This is a genomic window from Micromonospora sp. ATLC20 (assembly GCF_057196585.1).
Window position 1 is genome coordinate 1 of the sequence record NZ_JBXUOV010000101.1, and the last position, 20296, is coordinate 20296.

A 20296-nucleotide genomic window follows, 5' to 3' on the forward strand; every position below is an offset into this window, starting at 1 on the left:
ACCTGGCGATGGGCGTCGCCGCCGGGCAGGCCCGCGCGGCGGCCGTCGCCGCCGGTGCGGACGCCGACGCCGTCGACGCGGAGCTGGCGACGCTCGCCGGCCACCCGTACTTCGCCGTGTGCCGGCGGCTCGCGCTGCGCTACGACTGGATGGAGTCGGTACTGGACACCTACCGGGTGCTGCGCGAGGACGACGGGGGCCGCGCCCTGGAGCGCCGGTCCGATCCCGGCGCCGAGGAGTTCTTCGCCCGTTACTACTTCGGCAACCGGCCGGTCGTGCTCGACGGCCTGATGGCGGACTGGCCCGCGCGGGACTGGACGCCGGCCCGGATGGCCCGCAGGTGCCCGGACGCGGTCGTCGAGGTGATGACCGGCCGCGAGGCGAACCCCGACCACTCCTGGCAGTACGACAGGCACCGCACCACCATGCCGTTCGCGGACTACGTGGCGTTGCTGGACTCCGGCGCGCGGACGAACGACTACTACATGGTGCCGCGCAACGAGAACTGGAACGGCGCGCTGCGGGCGCTCGCCGCCGACGTGCGGCCGCCGGCGCACCTCGTCGACCCGGCCGGTGGCGGGCACCTGCTGCTGGGACCGGCCGGTACCGTCACGCCGTTGCACGTGGACAACAGCACCGTGCTGCTCTGCCAGGTGCTCGGGCGCAAGCACGTCCGGCTGGTGCCGTCGTACCAGCGGCACCTCGTTTATCCCCGCGGCGGGACGTTCAGTGCGGTGGACGCGGCACGACCGGACCTCGACCGGCATCCCCGGTACGCCGAGGCGACGGTGCTGGAGACGGTGCTCGAACCGGGGCAGATGCTGCTGGTGCCGGTCGGCTGGTGGCACTGGGTGCACGCGCTTGACGTCAGCGCCACTGTCACGTTCCACCACTTCCGGGTGCCCGGCCACAACCACAGGATGGCCACGCCGCCGGCGGCCGGTGCCGAGGCCGTGTAGCGAGCGTCACACTCCGGCCACAGTGGCCGGTCCGGCGTCGCCGGCACGGTCGGCCGGTCGGCCGGCCGCGTCCACCGTCCGGGGGAGGTGCCCGTGGTACGACGGGCGCACGCCCGGTCCGCCGTTCATGTCCACCACCGCCGCCCGGGCAACCGTACGCGAAGAATTTTTTCGCCGGGTTGCCCGGCGCGGCGGTGCCCATGGGAGGCTGCGATGCCCGGGCGCCCGTCCCCGCCGCCATCTGCGGCGATGCGTGAAAAGGCGTCCCTGAATGGGCGTCAGTCCTCGAAGATCCACGTCGAGTTGTCGTCCATCGATCATCGGCTTCCCGACAGGATGGGGTTTGCGAGAGCGTCGGACGGCGTTGCAGAATGAGTCCGTCCGGAGGTGTCGGGGGATCTGCGTCCGGAAACGAACTTAAGGATCGTAAAGGTCGCTTGGGAGTGATTCTGTGATCTCTCGTTTGTGGTCGTAGCGGGACCAAATCCGACATACGGCTACGTGGGATGGCGTCCAGCCAGGCCCTACCCCTGATCAGTACGAGCGGTGGAATAGGTCGTGCATGCGACCGATTTCCGCCTTGCCATGCATTTCGCCCGATGGGTGAATGAATGGGCGTGGCGCTTCGGGATGTCTGACCGAATTGCGCGCCGACGCAATCGCATGCGTCGGTAATCGCTTGTCGCCTGCCGGTTTCCAGTCGAGGAGAATTCGAATTGCGCCAGCTAGAGAACTGTGTCCAGGTTGATTACTCTCCGTCGTTCTCCCAGCACCGCATGTGGTTCCTCGACCGGTTGGCCGGTGGTCGCGACACCGCGTACGTCACGACTCCGATGTGGCGGGTGCACGGCCGGCTGGACCGGGAACGGTTCCAGAAGGCGGTGGACACGGTGGTCGACCGGCACGACGCGCTGCGCGCCCGTTTCGTGGAACGCGACGGCATGCCCCGCGTCGTCCTGCCGCCCTCGGCCGGCACCCCCGTCGACTGGCGCGCCGCCGGCTCGGCCGCCGAGGTCGCCCGGGCGGCCGAGGCGGAGGCGGAGCGGCCGTTCGACCTGGCCACCGGACCGCTGCTGCGGGTCGTCGTCTGGACGCTCACCGACACCGAGCACGTGGTCCTGGCGGCGACGCACCACATCGCCTCCGACGGCTGGTCGGTCGGCCTGCTGGCCCGCGAGCTGGCCGCCGCGTACGCCGGGGAACCCCTGCCCGACCTGCCCGTCCGGTACGTCGACTACGCCGAGCGGCAGCGCCGCGAGCTCGACGGTGACCGGCTCCGCGCCGACCTGGACTACTGGCGTGACCGGCTCGCCGGCCTGCCCGCGCTGACCCTGCCCACCGACCGGCCCGCCCCGGAGCGACCCTCGCACGCGGCGGCGACCACCGAGTTCGTCCTCGGCCCGGAACTGGTGGCCGGCCTGCACCGCGTCGGCCGGGAACACGGTGCCACGCTCTACATGACGCTGCTGGCCGCGTTTCAGGTGCTGCTGGGCCGGTGGAGCGGGCAGGACGACTTCGGCATCGGCTCGCCGGTGGCCGGCCGGGACCGGCCCGAGGTGGAGAACCTCATCGGACTGTTCGTCAACACGGTGGTCACGCGCGCCGACCTGAGTGGCGACCCGACGTTCGCCGAGCTGCTCGGCCGGGTCCGCGACGACGCCCTCGACGCGCTCGACCACCAGGAGGTCCCGTACGAGCGGGTGGTCCGCGAGTTGCGGCCCGAGCGGCCGGACACCGACTCGCTGATCGACGCCTGGTTCGCGATGCAGAACGTGCCGGGCGACGGGCCCTCGGCCGGACCGCTGCGCTTCACCGACTTCGAGACCGACCGCCCCAAGGCGCTGTTCGCGGTGTCGCTGTTCGCCCAGCCGCGCGGCGACGAACTCGCCATGACGCTGGTCTACCGGACGGATCTGTTCGATGCGGTGTCGATCGGTCGGTTGGTGGGTCGGTGTCGGGAGTTGTTGGTGGCGGTGGTGGCTGATCCGGGTGTGCGGGTTGGTGGGTTGGGGTTGCCGTCGGGGGAGCGGGGTGTGTTGCGGCGTTTCGGTGCGCCGGAGGTGGTGGGCCGGGTGGTGGATCCGGTGGTGGGGTTCGAGGAGCGGGTGCGTCGTGGTGTGGGTGCGGTGGCGGTGGTTGCCGCGGGTGGGGTGGTGTCGTACGGGGAGTTGAACGCGCGGGCGAATCGGGTGGCGTGGTGGTTGCGGGGTCGTGGTGTGGGTCCGGAGTCGCTTGTGGGTGTCCGGTTGCCGCGTGGGGTGGACATGTTGGTCGCGGTGTTGGGTGTGTTGAAGGCGGGTGGCGCGTATGTGCCGATCGACCCCTCCTGGCCGGCCGCGCGGGTCGACGTCGTCCGCGCGGACGCCGGGCTCGAACTCCTGCTCGACGGCGAGCTGCCGGACGGCGGCTGTGACGACGACCCCGGTGTGCCGGTCGCGGACGGGCAGTTGGCGTACGTCATCTACACGTCGGGCTCGACCGGCCAGCCCAAGGGTGTCGGCGTGTCGCGGGCGGCGATGGCCGCGCACGTGTCCCGGATGCGACGCCGCTTCGGACTCGGCCCGAACGACCGGGTGCTCCAGTTCGCCGCGCTGGCCTTCGACGCCTCGATCGACCAGATCTTCCCGGCGCTGACCTGCGGGGCGGCGCTGGTGCTGCCCGAGCACGGCCTGGTGGCCCCGGCCACCCTGCTGCCGCTGCTGGCGCGGCACGGCGTGACGCTTGCCAACCTGCCGCCGGCGTACTTCGGCGAACTGGTCGCCGAGCTGACCGAACGGGACGGCGAGGTGCCGCGCGACCTGCGGCTGATGGTGCTCGGCGGCGACCGTGTCCGCCCCGACGACGTGGACCGTTTCGCGTCCCGGTGCCCCGACGTGACGGTGCTCAACGCGTACGGCCCGACCGAGACCACGGTCACCACGACGGTCGCCGACCTTCCGCCGGGCCTCACCGGCACGCCGCCGATCGGCCGGGCGGTGGGGGACCGGGCGTTGTACGTGCTGGACGGTTCGCTGGCCGAGGTGCCGGTGGGTGCGGTGGGTGAGCTGTTCGTCGGCGGTACGCAGTTGGCGCGGGGTTATCTGGGCCGGCCGGGTGCGACGGCGGAGCGGTTCGTGCCGGACCCGTTCGGTGGTGAGCCGGGTGGCCGGTTGTACCGGACCGGGGATCTGGTGCGGTGGCGTGCGGACGGGCAGTTGGAGTTCCGGGGTCGGGCCGACGGTCAGGTGAAGGTGCGTGGGTTCCGGGTCGAGGTGGGTGAGGTCGAGGCCCGCCTGCGGGAACACCCGGGCGTACGCGACGCCGTCGTCGTCGCCTGGCAGGACCGGCTCGTCGCCTACCTGGCCGCGGACGGCGTGACCGCCGACGAGGTACGGCGGTGGCTGGGCGAGCGGCTGCCCGAGTTCATGGTGCCGGCGGTGGTGATCGTCCTCGACGAGCTGCCGCGCACGGTCGGCGGCAAGGTCGACCGGGACCGGCTGCCGGACCCGGAGGGCCACCGTCCGGAGGTGAGCGTGGGCTTCGAGGGCCCGCGTAACCCGACCGAGGAGGCGATCGCGGACGTCTGGCGGCAGGTGCTGCGCGTCGACCGGATCGGCATCCACGACGACTTCTTCGACCTGGGCGGCCACTCCCTGCTCGCCACCCTCGCGGTGGCCCGACTGGTGAAGGCGCTCGACCGTCCCGTCGACGTGCGGACCTTCTTCGCCCACCCCACCATCGCCGAGTTCGCCGCCGCGCTGCCCGCGTCCACCGCCGGCACCGCGCCCGCGATCACCCGGCTGCGGCGCAGCGGCGACTTCCCGCTCTCGTTCGCGCAGGAGCGGATGTGGTTCCTGCACCGGCTGGAGCCCGACGCGCCCGACTACATGGCGGCGCTGGCCTGGCGGGTGGACGGACCGCTGCACCGGGACCGGCTCGACCGGGCGCTGCGGCAGCTCGTCGACCGGCACGAGTCGCTGCGGACCACCTTCCCCGTGGTCGGCACGCAGCCGGTGCAGCGGGTCGCTGCCATCGGCGACGTGACCGCCGACTGGTACGACACCCGATCCGCCGCCGACCCGTACACCGAGGCGGTGACGCAGGCCGAGCGGGAGCTGCACCGCCCGTTCGACCTGGCGTCCGGCCCGTTGTTCCGGGCCCTGGTCTGGCAGCTCGGGCCGGAGGACCACCTGCTCGTGCTGGCCATGCACCACATCGTCTCCGACGGCTGGTCGATGGGCGTGCTGGTACGCGAACTGGGTGCCGCCTACGCCGGGGAGTCGCTGCCGGAACTGCCGGTGCAGTACGCCGACTACGCCGGCTGGCAGCGCCGGGAACTCACCGGCGAGCGGCTCGACACCGAACTGGCCCACTGGCGGGAGCGGCTGGCCGGCCTGCCCGCGCTGGAACTGCCCACCGACCGGCCCCGGCCGGCCCGCCCGTCCTGGGCCGGCGCGACCCACGAGTTCACCCTGGACCCCGAACTGGTGGCCGCGCTGGAGCGGATCGGCCGCGCGCACGGCGCCACGCTCTACATGACGCTGCTGGCCGCCTTCCAGGCGGTGCTGGCCCGCTGGACCGGGCAGGACGACTTCGGCGTCGGGGTGCCGGTGGCCGGGCGCACCCGGCCCGAGGTGGAGAACGTCATCGGCTTCTTCGTCAACACAGTGGTGATGCGCGCCGACCTGAGCGGCGACCCGACGTTCACCGAGCTGCTCGGCCGGGTCCGTGACCGGGCGCTGGACGCCTACCAGTACCAGGAGCTCCCCTTCGAGCGGGTGGTGGAGGAGCTGCGCCCGGACCGGGAGGCAGGCCGGACCCCGCTGTTCCAGGCCATGTTCGACCTGGAGGTGCGCTCGATCGCCGCGCCCCGGCTCGGCGCCGCGCGGCTGCGTCCCGCCGAGATCCCGTTCGACGTCACCAAGTTCGACCTGATGGTCACGTTCACCACCGACCCCGGCGCGGCCGGCGGCTTCGTGCAGTACCGGACGGATCTGTTCGATGCGGTGTCGATCGGTCGGTTGGTGGGTCGGTGTCGGGAGTTGTTGGTGGCGGTGGTGGCTGATCCGGGTGTGCGGGTTGGTGGGTTGGGGTTGCCGTCGGGGGAGCGGGGTGTGTTGCGGCGTTTCGGTGCGCCGGAGGTGGTGGGCCGGGTGGTGGATCCGGTGGTGGGGTTCGAGGAGCGGGTGCGTCGTGGTGTGGGTGCGGTGGCGGTGGTTGCCGCGGGTGGGGTGGTGTCGTACGGGGAGTTGAACGCGCGGGCGAATCGGGTGGCGTGGTGGTTGCGGGGTCGTGGTGTGGGTCCGGAGTCGCTTGTGGGTGTCCGGTTGCCGCGTGGGGTGGACATGTTGGTCGCGGTGTTGGGTGTGTTGAAGGCGGGTGGCGCGTATGTGCCGATCGACCCCTCCTGGCCGGCGCAGCGGCGGGAACTGCTGACCTCCGACCTCGGCGTGAGCGTGGTGCTGGACGGCGAGTTGCCCGATGGCGGCCGTGACGACGACCCGGGTGTGCCGGTGGACGGCGGCCAGCTGGCGTATGTCATCTACACGTCGGGCTCGACCGGCCGGCCGAAGGGTGTCGGCGTGTCGAGGGCGGCGATGGCCGCGCACGTGTCCCGGATGCGACGCCGGTTCGGACTCGGTCCGGCCGACCGGGTGCTCCAGTTCGCCGCGCTGGCCTTCGACGCCTCCGTCGAGCAGATCTTCCCGGCGCTGAGCTGCGGGGCGGCGCTGGTGCTGCCCGAGCACGGCCTGGTCGCCCCGGCCCAGCTCGTCGCCGACGTGGAACGGCACCGGGTGACGGTGATGGAGGTCGTCCCCGGCTACCTCACCGAGCTGATCGCCGAGGTCACCGCCGACGGCACCTCCGCGCCCACCTGGAGCCCGGCCGCGCTGCGGCTGCTGGTGCTCGGCGGGGACGAGGTACGCCCGGCCGACCTGGCCTGGTGGCGGCGGCACCACCCGGACGTCGCCGTGGTCAACACGTACGGCCCCACCGAGACCACGATCAGCGCCACCGTCTACGACGTGCCGTCCGCCGTGGACGGCGCGGTGCCGATCGGCCGGGCGGTGGGGGACCGGGCGTTGTACGTGCTGGACGGTTCGCTGGCCGAGGTGCCGGTGGGCGCGGTGGGTGAGCTGTTCGTCGGCGGTACGCAGCTGGCGCGGGGTTATCTGGGCCGGCCGGGTGCGACGGCGGAGCGCTTCGTGCCGGACCCGTTCGGTGGTGAGCCGGGTGGCCGGTTGTACCGGACCGGGGATCTGGTGCGGTGGCGGGCGGACGGGCAGCTGGAGTTCCGGGGCCGGGCCGACGGTCAGGTGAAGGTCCGTGGGTTCCGGGTCGAGGTGGGCGAGGTCGAGGCCCGCCTGCGGGAACACCCGGGCGTACGCGACGCCGTCGTCGTCGCCTGGCAGGACCGGCTCGTCGCCTACCTGGCCGGCGACGCGGTCTCAGTCGACGACCTGCGCGACCGGCTGAGCGAGCGGCTGCCCGGGTTCATGGTGCCCGCCGTGGTCATCGTCCTCGACGAACTGCCGCGCACCGTCGGCGGCAAGGTCGACCGGGACCGGCTCCCCGACCCGGCCGGCTACCGGGCCGCGCCCGGCGCCGACACCGAACCGCCGCGTACGCCCACCGAGGAGGCGATCGCGGACGTCTGGCGGCAGGTGCTGCGCGTCGACCGGATCGGCATCCACGACAACTTCTTCCACCTGGGCGGCCACTCCCTGCTCGCCACCCGGGTCGCCATCCGGCTGCGCGCGGTCTTCGGCTGCGAGGTGGCCGTCCGCACCCTCTTCGAACAGCCCACCGTGGCGCGACTCGCGGTGGCAGTCGAGGACCGGCTGATGGCCGAGATCGCCGCGATGAGCGACGAGGACGTCGAGCAGGCACTGAAGGAGCAGCAGGCATGAGCACCATCCACGGCTTGGTCGAGGCGCAGGTCCGGCGTACCCCGGACGCGGTCGCCCTGGAGTTCGAGGGCGCGGAGCTGACCTACCGCGAGCTGGACCGGCGGGCGAACCGGCTCGCCCACGCCCTGCGCCGCCGCGGCGCCGGGCCCGAGACGGTCGTCGCCGTCGGCGCCCAGCGGTCCCTGGACCTGCTGGTCGTCCTGCTCGGCGTCCTCAAGAGCGGCGCGGCGTACCTGCCGCTGGACCTGGAGCTGCCCACCGACCGGCTGACCTACATGGCCGGTCAGGCCGGCGCGGTGGCAGTGGTCCGCGGCCCCGGCATGGACGTCGACCTGGGCCTGCCCGGCCTGCCGGAACTGACTGTCGCCGACACGGCCGGCGAGTCCGCCGAGCCGTGCGACGTCGCCGTGGACGAGTGCAACGCCTGCTACGTCATGTACACCTCCGGCTCGACCGGGCGGCCCAAGGGCGTCGTCGTCGAGCACCGGGGCGTGGTCAACCGGCTGCGCTGGGGCCAGCACGAGTACGGCATGACCTCCGACGAGCGGGTGCTCCAGAAGACCCCGTACGCCTTCGACGTGTCCGTGCACGAGCTGTTCTGGCCCCTGACCGTCGGCGCGCGGCTGATCCTCGCCCGGCCCGGCGGGCACCGGGACACCCGGTACCTGGTGGAGATCATCCGCAGCCGGGAGATCACCAGCGTGCACTTCATCCCCACCATGCTGGCGCTGTTCGCCGGCGAACCCGGCGTCGCCGGGTGCCACAGCCTGCGTCGCATCCTCGCCAGCGGCGAGGCGCTCCCCACCGACCTGCAGAACCGGGTGCTGCGCGTCCTGCCCGACGTCGAACTGCACAACCTGTACGGCCCGACCGAGGCGTCCATCGAGGTCAGCGCCTGGGCCTGCCGGCCGGAGTGGACCGGGGCGAGCGTGCCGATCGGCGCGGCCGTCGACAACACCCAGCTGCACATCCTCGACCCCGAACTGCGTCCCGTGACCGGCGACGACCCGGGAGAGCTGTACCTCGCAGGTGTGCAGCTCGCACGCGGCTACGTCGGCCGGCCGGGCCTGACCGCCGAGCGTTTCCTGCCCGACCCGTACGGCGAGCCGGGCGGGCGGATGTACCGCAGCGGCGACCTGGCCGGCTGGCACCGCCCCGGCGTGGTCGACTACCTCGGCCGGGTCGACGAGCAGGTCAAGCTCGCCGGCAACCGGGTCGAACTGGGCGAGATCCAGGCGGTGCTCGACGACCAGCCCGGCGTACGCGCCTCAGTGGTGGTGGCCACCGGCGAGGCCGCCGAGAAGCGCCTCGTCGCCTACGTCGTCGGGGACCGTCTCGACGTCGGCGAGCTGCGGGACCGGCTGGCCGGACGGCTGCCCGGCTACATGGTGCCGTCGACGTTCGTGCCGCTGGCCGAGCTGCCGCTGACCCCGAGCGGCAAGCTGGACCGCAAGGCGCTGCCCGCACCGGACCGTCCGGAGATGGCCGTGGCGTACCGGGCCCCGGAGAACCCGGTCCAGGAACGCCTCGCCAAGGTCTGGACCGACGTGTTCGGCGTCGCCCGGGTCGGCGTCGACGACACGTTCTTCGCCCTCGGCGGGCACTCCCTGCTGGCCGTACGGCTGATCGCCCGCCTGCGCGAGGAGCTGGGCGTGGAGGTGTCGCTGCGCGACCTGTTCGAAGGACTGACGGTGTCCGCCCTGGCCGAGACCGTCGCGGACGCGCCCGCCACCGACCCGGCGCCGGCACTGGTCGCCGGAGCCGACGACGCCCCGGCCGTGGCGTCGTTCGGCCAGGAGCGGCTGCTGTTCCTGCACCGCATCCACCCGGACAGCCCCAGCTACGTCATCCCGGTCGCCTGGCGCGTCGACGGGCACCTCGACGAGGACACGCTGCGCCGGGCCCTGCACCGGCTCGCCGCCCGGCACGACGCGCTGCGTACCCGCTTCGTCGGTGACACCCCGGTGGTGGACCCGGAGCCCACAGTCGCGCTGACCCGGCTCGACGCCGCCGCCTGGACCGACGAGGCGGCCGCCGCGCTGATCCGCGAGCCGTTCGACCTGGCGGCCGGGCCGCTGTGGCGCGCCACGCTGGTCCGCCTGCCCGGGCACGACGTGCTGCTGCTCGTGCTGCACCACCTGGTCGCCGACGGCTGGTCGCTCGGCGTCGTCGCGCGCGAGCTGGCCGAGTCGTACGCCGGCGCGACGCCGCCCGCGCCGCCGGTGCGCTACGCCGACTTCGCCCGCTGGCAGCGCGCCGACCTCCGCCCGGACCGCGTCGCCGCCGAACTGGACTGGTGGCGCGACACGCTCGACGGCGTACCCGCGCTGGAGCTGCCCACCGACCGGCCCCGGCCGGCGGTGCTCGGCGCGGACGGCGCCACCCACCGCTTCGCGCTGCCGCACGACGCGCTGCCCCGGCTCGCCGCGCTGGCCCGGGAGCAGCGGACCACAGTGCACACGGTCCTGCTGGCCGCATTCCAGGCGCTGCTCGGACGGTGGAGCGGCCAGCACGACTTCGCCGTCGGCACCCCGGTCGCCGGCCGGACACGCGGCGAGCTGGAGAACGTCGTCGGCTTCTTCGTCAACACGCTCGCGGTCCGCGCCGACCTGACCGGCGACCCCACGCTGGCCGAGCTGGTCGGGCGGGTCCGCGCGGCCACCCTGGGCGCCTACGACCACCAGGACGTGCCGTTCGAGCAGGTGGTCGCGCAGCTGCGGCCCGAGCGGGACCTCAGCCGCACCCCGGTCTACCAGACCATGTTCGCGCTGCGGGACACCGCGGTGACCGCGCTGCGGCTGCCCGGGCGGACCGTGACCGAGCTGCCGCTGGGCTGGCGCACCGCCAAGTTCGACCTCACCCTCTTCGTCGACCAGGCACCCGACGGCACCCTCACCGGCCTGTTCGAGTACGCCACCGACCTGTTCACCCCGGCCACCGTGGAGCGTCTCGCCGGCGCGTACGCCCGGCTGCTCGACGCGCTGGCCGACGACCCCGGCGTCCGGCTCGGTGACTGGCCGGCCGTCGACCCCGCCGAGTGGGACGCGCTGCGCGCGGCGGGCACCGCCGCGACACCGGAGCTGCCCGCCCGGCCGCTGCACCACCTCGTCGCCGACCGGGTCGCCACCGGCGGCGACCGTCCCGCGGTGGTCGACGGCCCGGTCGTCTGGACGTACGCCGAACTGGACCGGCAGGCGAACCGGCTGGCCCACCACCTGATCGCCCTCGGCGTGGGCCCGGAGACCGTGGTGGCGGTCAGCCTGCCCCGCGGCGCCGGCCTGGTCCGCGCGCAGCTCGCCGTGCTCCGGGCCGGCGGCGCCTACCTGCCGCTGGACGCCGACCAGCCGGCCGGGCGCAGCCGGCACATGATCGCCGACACCGGCGCCACGGTGCTTGTCACCGCCGACGGCCACCACGACGGCGCGGGCCTGGGCTGCCGCGTCGTGGACCTGGTCCGCGACGCCGCCGAGGTGGACCGGCGGCCGGCGACCGACCCGGCGATCCCGGTCGACCCGGAGCAGCTCGGCTACGTCGTCTACACCTCCGGTTCCACCGGCCGCCCCAAGGGCATCGGGATCACCCACCGCGGTCTGGTCCGCACCGTCCACGACGGCGGGTACCTGACCCTCGGGCCGGACGACCGGGTGGCCTTCGCCGCCAACCCGGTCTTCGACGCGGCCACCTTCGAGGTGTGGGCCACCCTGGTCGCCGGTGCGACGCTCGTGGTCACCCCGCCCGACGTGGCGCTGTCCACCGCCGCCCTGGCCGCGCACCTGGCGCGGCACCGGGTCACCACGCTGTTCCTCACCACCGCGCTGTTCCACCAGGTCGCCCGGGAACGCCCGGACGTCCTGGGCGGCCTGCGGCACGTGCTGTTCGGCGGGGAGGCCGCCGACCCGGCCGCGGTGGACGGCCTGCTCGCCCACGGCGGCCCCGGCCGGCTGCTGCACATGTACGGCCCGGCCGAGTCCACCACCTTCGGCACCTGGCACCCGGTCACCGCGCCGGCCGGCGCGGGCAGCGTCCCGATCGGCCGGCCGATGCACCACACCACCGCGTACGTGGTGGACCCGGCGCTGCGGCCCGTCCCGGTCGGGGTGGTCGGTGAGCTGCTGCTCGGCGGCGCCGGGCTGGCCCGCGGGTACGTCGGCGCGCCCGCCCGCACCGCCGAGCGGTTCCTGCCGGACCCGTTCGGCGCGCCCGGTGGCCGGGTCTACCGCACCGGTGACCTGGTGCGCTGGACCGCCGACGGGGTGCTGGAGTTCGTCGGCCGGGCCGACGGCCAGGTGAAGGTCCGCGGATTCCGGGTCGAGCCCGGCGAGATCGAGACGGCGGTCCGCCGCCACCCGGCGGTCCACGACGCGGTGGTGTTCGCCCGTCCCGACCGGGCCGGCGTGCTCAGCCTGGTCGCGTACGTCGCCGCCGACCCGGCGGAACTGGGTGACCTGCGGGCCCACCTCGGACGGACGCTGCCGGCGTACCTGGTGCCGGCCGCCGTGGTGGTCCTCGACGAGCTGCCGCTGACCCGCAACGGCAAGGTCGACCGGGCCGCCCTGCCCGAACCGTCGTACGCCGCCGGCGCGGGCCGCCGCGAACCGGCCACGGAACTGGAGCGGCACCTCGCGGAGATCTTCACCGAGGTGCTGGGCGTCGCCGACCCGGGCATGGACGACGACTTCTTCGCCCTCGGCGGGCACTCGCTGCTGGCCATCAAGGTGGTCGGCGCGGTCGCCGCCCGCACCGGCCGGGAACTCACCTTCCGGGACCTGTTCACCGCCCGCAGCATCGCCGGGCTGGCCCGCCTGCTCGACGACGCCGAGCCGCTCGTCACCCCGATCGGCAGGGGCTCCGCCACCACCGGGCTGCCCGTCTCCTTCGGGCAGGAACGGCTGGTCTTCCTCGACCGGCTGGAGGGCGCCGGTCCGGCGTACACGATCCCGCTGGCCTGGCGGCTGACCGGACCGCTGGACGCCGGCCGGCTGGCCGCCGCGCTCGACGCGCTCGTCGACCGGCACGAGTCGCTGCGTACCCGGTTCACGCTCGCCGACGGCGTGGTCCGCCAGGACGTGGTGCCCGGCTGGGACGGCCTGGACCGGCGCGTCGCCGCCACCGAGGCCGAGGCGGCGGACGCGCTGGCCCGGGAGGCCCGGCGGCCGTTCACGCTGACCACCGGGCCGCTGTTCCGGGCCGTGCTGTGGCGCGCCGGTGACGTCCACCTGCTGCTGTTCGCCATGCACCACGCCGTCTCCGACGGCTGGTCGGCGGCGGTGCTGGTGCGAGAGCTGGAGGCCGGGTACGACGGGACCGCCGTGCCCCGGCCGCCGGTCCGCTACGCCGACTTCGCCGCCTGGCAGCGGCGGCGGCTCGCCGGTGACCGGCTGCGCGGGGAGCTGTCCCACTGGCGGCAGCGGCTGGCCGGCCTGCCGACGCTGGAACTGCCCACCGACCGCCCTCGGCCGGCGGTGCGCGACGGCGCCGGCGCGAGCGTCGGCTTCCACGTCGCGCCGGACACCGTGGCCGCGCTGGAACGGCTCGGCGCCGCGCACGGCGCGACGCTGTTCATGACGCTGCTCGCCGCCTACCAGGTGCTGCTGGGCCGGTGGAGCGGCCAGACCGACTTCGCGGTCGGCACACCGGTGGCCGGGCGGGACCGGCCGGAGGTCCGCGACGTGGTCGGGTTCTTCCTCAACACGCTTGTGCTGCGGGCGGACCTGACCGGCCGCCCCACCTTCACCGAGCTGCTCGGCCGGGTCCGCGACGACGCGCTGGCCGCGTACGAGCACCAGGAGCTGCCGTTCGGGCGGCTCGTCGAGGAGCTGAGCCCGGACCGGGACCTGAGCCGTTCGCCGCTGTTCCAGGCGCTGTTCAGCTACAACGACTGGACGCTTGACACGCTGCGGCTCGGGTCCGCCGCTGGCGCCGACCACCCGGTCGACCGGGGCGCGGCGAAGCTCGACCTGACCCTGGAGCTGGTGCACGGCCCGGACGGGCTGACCGGCTCGCTGGACTACACCACGGACATCTTCGACGCGGACACGATCCGGCGGATGGCCGGGGCGTACCAGCTGGTGCTGCGGGCCGTGGCCGCCGACCCGGCGGCCGCGATCGGCGACCTGCCGCTGGCCGACCCGGTCGCGCCGACGGCGGTGACCAGGCCGGCCGCGCCGTTCCGGTCGCTGCCCGACCGCATCGCCGACCAGGTACGCGCCACCCCGGACGCCACCGCGCTGGTCGGCCCCGGCGGCGAGCTGACCTACGCGGAGCTGGACCGGCGCGCCGACCAGCTGGCCCACCACCTGCGCACGCGGGGCGTCGGCCCGGAGGACCGGGTCGGCCTGCGGCTGCCCCGCGGCGTCGACACGGTGGTCGCCGTGCTCGGCGTCTGGAAGGCCGGGGCGGCGTTCGTCGGACTCGACCCGGACCTGCCGCCGCGCCGCCTGGCGCAACTCGCCGACGACGCCGGCGTACGGCTGGTCCTCGACCCGGAGACGCTGGCCCGGAGCCGGGCCGACGTCCTGCCGGCCGACCCGCCGGCCGTCGCCGTCGACCCGGCCCGGCTCGCCTACCTGGTCTACACCTCCGGATCCACCGGACGACCCAAGGGCGTGCTGGCCGAGCACGGCGCGGTCACCGCGTACCTCGACACCATCCTGGCGCACTACCGGCTGGGCGCCGACGACGTCGTCCTGCAACGGGCCTCGCCCGCCTTCGACGCGTTCCTGCGCGACTGCGTCGGGCCGCTCACCGTCGGCGCGACGGTCCTGATCGCCGAACGGTCCGACCTGTCCACGATCGCCACCGACCTGCCCGGCCGGCCCGCGCCGACCGCGCTGCTGAGCATGGTCCCGTCGCTGCTGCACCAGCTCCTCGACACCGGTGACGTCGCCGCGGCGACGCTGCCCGCGCTGCGGCTGCTGGTGCTCAGCGGCGAGCCGTGCACCCCGGAGCTGCTCGCCAAGGTGCACACCGCGCTGCCCGCGCTGCGCCGGGTCGTCAACCAGTACGGCCCCACCGAGGCCACAGTCACCACCACTGTCGCCGACCTCGACCCGGGGACGCCGCACGAGTCGGTCACCATCGGCGTGCCGATGCCCGGCACGTACGTGCGGGTGCTCGACGAGGCGATGCGCCCGGTGCCGGTGGGCGTCTTCGGCGAGGTGCACATCGGCGGCACCGGGGTCAGCCGCGGCTACCGCAACCGGCCCGGCCTGACCGCGGCGGCGTACCTGCCGGACCCGGCCGGACCGCCCGGCGCGCGGATGTACCGCACCGGCGACGCGGCCCGCCTGCTGGCGGACGGGACGCTGGAGTTCCGGGGCCGGCTGGACCGGCAGGTCAAGGTACGCGGCGTCCGGGTCGAACCGGCCGAGGTGGAGGCCGCCCTGGCCGCTCACCCCGGGGTCGGCGCGGCGGCCGTGGTGGCCCGCCCGGACGGACCGGACGGCTGGCGGCTCGCCGGCTACGCCCAGCGGATCCCGGGCGGCGGCGTCACCGAGGCGGACCTGCGCCGCCACCTGGAGGACCGCCTGCCGTACGCGATGATCCCGGCCGAGCTGCTGGTCCTCGACGCCCTGCCGCTGCTCGGAAACGGCAAGGTCGACCGGGCGGCGCTGCCGGAGATCCGGGTCGAGCGGCCCGCCGTGGACCGGGTGGCCCCGCGCACCGACACCGAGCGGGTCGTCGCCGAGATCTGGGCCGAGCTGCTGGACCGGCCCGACATCGGCGTCGAGGACGACTTCTTCGCCCTCGGCGGCCACTCGCTCACCGCCCTGCGCGTCATCTCCCGGCTGCGCGACCGGCTGGCCGCCCCGATCACCCTGCGCGCCTTCTTCGAAGCCCGCACCATCGCCCGGCTCGCCCGGAAACTGGAGGAGACCCGATGACCGCCCTCACCCCCGCCCAGCACGAGCTGCTCCGCCGGCGGCTCGCCGGAGCGGCCCCCGCGACCGCCCCGGCCGGGATCACCCGGGGCAGCGGCACCCGTGACCTGCCGGTCTCCTTCGGACAGGAACGCCTGGTCTTCCTCGACCGGCTCGACGGCGCCGGCGCGGCGTACACCATCCCGGTCGCGTGGCGGCTCACCGGGCCGCTGGACCGGGAGCGGCTCGACGCGGCGTTCGCGGCCCTGGTCCGGCGGCACGAGTCCCTGCGCACCCGGTTCACCGTCGTCGACGGGGTGGTCCGGCAGGACATCGTGGACGGCTGGGCGGGCGTCGACTGGCGGGTCGCCACCGACGCCGCCGAGGTCGCCGCCGCGGCCCGGGCGACGGTGGGGGAGCCGTTCGACCTGGAGACCGGCCCGCTGTTCCGGGTCACCGGGTGGCGGCTCACGCCCACCGACCACGTGGTGCTGCTGACCCTGCACCACATCGTCGCCGACGGCTGGTCGATGGGCGTGCTGGTCCGCGACCTGGAGGCGTTCTACACCGGCGACCCGTCGCCCGAGCCACCGGTGCGGTACGCCGACTACGCGGCCTGGCAGCGCCGCACCGCCACCGAGCAGCGGGTGGAGCGGGACCTCGCGTACTGGGCCGACCGGCTGGCCGGGCTGCCGCCGCTGGCGCTGCCCACCGACGGCGACCGCCCGGCCGGACGCTCCACCGCCGGGGCCACCTGCGACTTCACCGTCGGGCCGGAGCTGGTGACCGCGCTGGAGCAACTCGCCAAGGAGCGCGGCGCCACCCTGTACATGGTCCTGCTGGCGGCGTTCGAGGTGCTGCTGTCCCGGCTCTGCGGGCAGGTCGACTTCGGTGTCGGCACCCCGGTCGCCGGCCGGACCCGGCCGGAGGTCGAACAGGTCGTCGGCTTCTTCGTGAACACGCTCGTGCTGCGGGCCGACCTGGCCGGGAACCCGTCCTTCGGTGACCTGCTCGACCGGGTCCGCGCCGACGCCCTCGGCGCGTACGACCACCAGGAGACGCCGTTCGAGCGGGTCGTCGACCGGGTCGGCGCGGACCGCAGCCTCGACCGCACACCCCTGTTCCAGGCCATGTTCAGCCTCGACGACGACGCCGACGACCGCCCGGTACGCCTCGGCGCGGTCAGCGGCGCGCGGTTCGACCTGGACCTCGACGCGGTCAAGTTCGACCTCATGCTGCAGACCGCGCGCCGCCCCGACGGGCTGGCCGCCGCCTTCTTCCACCGGGCGGACCTGTGGCGCCCGGAGACCACGCGGCGCTGGGCGGGGCAGTACCTGCGGCTGCTGGAACAGGCGGTCGCCCACCCGGACACCCCGCTGGCCGAGCTGGACCTGCTGCCCGCCGACGAGCGGCACCTGATCGCCGGCTGGACCGCCCCGGTCCGCGCGTACCCCTCGCCGGACCTGCTGCACGAGCGGTTCGCCCGCCACGTGGCCGCCGACCCGCACCGGGTCGCGGTGGTGGCGGGGGAGCAGCGGGTCGACTACGCCGGCCTGAACGCGCGGGCGAACCAGCTCGCGCACCGGCTCCGCGCGGCCGGCGTCGGGCCGGAGACGACTGTGGCGCTCTGCGTGCGCCGCGACGCCGACCTGGCCGTCGGCATCCTCGGCATCCTCAAGGCCGGCGGGACGTACGTGCCGCTGGACCCGGAGCACCCGCGGGACCGGCTCGCGTACGTGGTCGCCGACGCGGGCGTACGCCTGGCCGTCGTCTCACCGGAACTCGCCGACCGGGTGCCGGCGGCGCCGGCCGGGGTGCTGCGCCTGGACACGCTCGACGGTGAGCCGACGACGGATCCCGAGCCGGTCACCGACGCCGACCACCTCGCGTACGTCATCTACACCTCCGGCTCCACCGGCCGGCCCAAGGGCGTGGGCGTCGCGCACCGGCAGGTGGTCCGCCTCCTCGACTCCTGCGTGGACGCGCTGGACCTGCCGCCGGGCGGGGTGTGGAGCCTGTTCCACTCGTACGCCTTCGACTTCTCGGTCTGGGAGCTGTGGGGCGCGCTGACCCGGGGCGGCACGGTCGTGCTGGTCGACCGGGACACCGCCCGCGACCCGGAGCGCTTCGCTGGCCTGCTGGCGCGGGAGCGCGTGACGATGCTCAGCCAGACCCCGGGAGCGTTCCGCAACCTGCGCGCGGCGCTCGGCGACCGGCCGCTGGCCGGCCTCGGCGTGCGGCACGTGGTGCTGGGCGGCGAGAAGCTCGACCTGCCCGAGCTGGACGGCTGGCTGGACGGCCCGGGCGCCGGGGTGCGGCTGGTGAACATGTACGGCATCACCGAGACCACAGTGCACGTCACCCACCGCCTGGTCACCGCCGCGGACCTGACCGGCGACGCCGTCTCCCCGATCGGGCGGGCGCTCGGCGACCTGACCGTGCACGTGCTGGACCGGCACCTGCGGCCGGTCCCGATCGGGGCCACCGGCGAGATGTACGTCGGCGGCGCCGGACTGGCCCGCGGCTATCTGGGCCGGCCGGGGCTGACCGCGGAGCGGTTCGTGCCGGACCCGTTCTCCGCCGTCCCGGGGGCGCGGCTCTACCGCACCGGCGACCGGGCCCGCCACCTGCCCGGCGGCGAACTGGAGTACCGGGGACGCGCCGACGACCAGGTGAAGATCCGGGGGCACCGGATCGAGCTGGGCGAGGTGGAGGCCGCGCTGCTGCGTCATCCCGCCGTCGCGCAGGCCGCCGTGGTGGCCCGGGGCGCCCGCAGCGGCGAGCACCGGCTGCACGCGTACCTGGTGGTCGGTGCCGGGCTGACCGGTGAGGAGCTGCGGCGCTGGCTGCGCGACCGGCTGCCCGAGGCGATGGTGCCCGCCACGTTCACCGTGCTGCCGGCGCTGCCGCTGACCGCGAACGGCAAGGTGGACCGGCGGGCGCTGCCCGACGCCGACGGTCCGGCGCTGGACGCCACCCGCGAGCACGTCCCGCCGGCCACCCCCACCGAGCGGGCGCTGGCCGAGGTGTGGTGCGCCGCCCTCGGGGTGGACCGGGTCGGCGTCACCGACCGCTTCTTCGACCTCGGCGGTGACTCGATCCTCGCGCTGCGGGTGGTGGGGCTCGCCGAGCGGCGCGGTCTCACCGTGGCGCTGCGCGACGTGTTCGCCCACCAGGCGCTCGGCGAGCTGGCCCGGGCGGTCGCCGCCGCCGCCGACGGCGACCCCGCCGTGGCCGGGCCGGTGGAGCCGTTCGCGATGGTCGCGCCGGCCGACCGGGACCGGCTGCCCGCCGGCCTGGCGGACGCGTACCCGCTGACCCGGATGCAGCAGGGCATGCTCTACGAGCTGCTCGCCGACGCCGGCAAGGGCGCGTACCACAACGTGACCAGCTTCCGGGTGCAGGAGCCGGCCGGGTTCGACGCCGCCGCCATGCAGGCCGCTGCGGACGCGGTGGTCGACCGGTACGAGATCCTGCGCACCGGCTTCGACTGGAGCTCCTACGAGGAGCCGCTGCAACTGGTGCACGAGCGGGCCGCGCTGCCGGTCGGGGTGGACGACCTGCGCGGCCTGACCGGTGCGGAGCAGGCCCGGCGGGTCCGGGAGTACCTGCACGCCGAGTCGGTGCGCTGGTTCGAACTGGCCGAGCCGCCGCTGATCCGGCTGCACGTGCACGTGCTGAACGACGCCGAGTACCGGCTCACCATCACCGACTGCCACGCCGTTCTGGACGGCTGGAGCCTGACCTCGCTCATCGCCGAGCTGGTCGACCGGCACCGCCGCGCGGTCACCGGCGCGGGCCCGGAGCCGGCGGCCGGTCCGGTGCCGCGCTTCGCCGAGTACGTGGCGCTGGAACGCGCCGCGGTGGACGACCCGGCGGCCCGGGCGTTCTGGGACGACATGGTGGAGCGGTTCCCGCCGGTACGGGTGCCCCGCTCGGTCGGCGCGGCGCCCGCCGACAAGTCGACGTGCGAGGTGGTACGCGACTACGCGCACCTGCGCGACGGCATCGACGCGCTGGCCGCCCGCGCCGGGGTGCCCCGCAAGACGGTCCTGTTCACCGCCTACTACCACCTGATGGGCCAGCTCGCCGACGGCGAGGCGTACTCGACCGGCTTCGCCACGAACGGGCGGCCCGAGCGGGCCGGCGCGGAGGGCATGCGCGGCCTGTTCCTCAACGTGGTGCCCTTCGGCGTCCGGTCGTCCGCGACGACCTGGCTGGGGCTGCTCCGGGACGTGTTCGCCGCCGAACGGGACCTGCTGCCGCACCGCCGGTTCCCGCTCGCCGAGGTGCAGCGTGGCCGGTGGGCCGGTGAGGTGCTCGTCGACACCGCCTTCAACTACGTGCACTTCCACGCGCTGGGCAGCGAGCACAAGCAGGAGATCGAGGAGATCGCCCGGACCAACTTCGGGCTGATGGTCACCACCGGCCCGCAGGGCGTGTCCGTCGAGGCCGACGCCGGGCGGATGGCACCGGGGGAGGTGGAGCGGATCGCCGACGCGTACTGCGCGCTGCTGGCCGCGATGGTCGCCGACCCGCAGGCGGCGCCGGGCGTACCGGCCGCCGACGGCGCGACCCGGCCCCCGGC

Annotated in this window: 5 protein-coding genes; 4 read left to right on the forward strand and 1 reads right to left on the reverse strand. The window is 74.7% G+C overall.

Annotated features, from left to right (window positions below; translation table 11 throughout):
• On the forward strand, window positions 1–959 hold a 959-nt coding region (locus tag AC2CHG_RS20245), incomplete at its 5' end, for a cupin-like domain-containing protein (protein ID WP_484525341.1).
• 6 nt (window positions 960–965) lie between these two features.
• Here AC2CHG_RS20245 and AC2CHG_RS20250 read toward each other — a convergent pair.
• The gene (locus AC2CHG_RS20250) at window positions 966–1088 is read right to left on the reverse strand and encodes a hypothetical protein (protein ID WP_262014988.1); all 123 of its coding nucleotides are present in this window, start codon (window positions 1086–1088) and stop codon (window positions 966–968) included.
• A 587-nt stretch (window positions 1089–1675) separates the two neighbouring features.
• Here AC2CHG_RS20250 and AC2CHG_RS20255 point away from each other — a divergent pair.
• The 3 genes from AC2CHG_RS20255 to AC2CHG_RS20265 all read left to right on the forward strand — a co-directional run.
• The gene (locus tag AC2CHG_RS20255; protein WP_484525342.1) at window positions 1676–7849 is read left to right on the forward strand and encodes an amino acid adenylation domain-containing protein; all 6174 of its coding nucleotides are present in this window, start codon (window positions 1676–1678) and stop codon (window positions 7847–7849) included.
• Entirely contained in the window at window positions 7846–15732 is a 7887-nt protein-coding gene (locus AC2CHG_RS20260) for an amino acid adenylation domain-containing protein (RefSeq protein ID WP_484525343.1), read from the forward strand. The genes AC2CHG_RS20255 and AC2CHG_RS20260 overlap by 4 nt, the downstream gene beginning before the upstream one ends.
• Window positions 15729–20296, forward strand: a 4568-nt coding sequence (locus AC2CHG_RS20265; RefSeq protein WP_484525344.1) for an amino acid adenylation domain-containing protein, incomplete at its 3' end; no start/stop codon positions are given. The genes AC2CHG_RS20260 and AC2CHG_RS20265, both read left to right, overlap by 4 nt.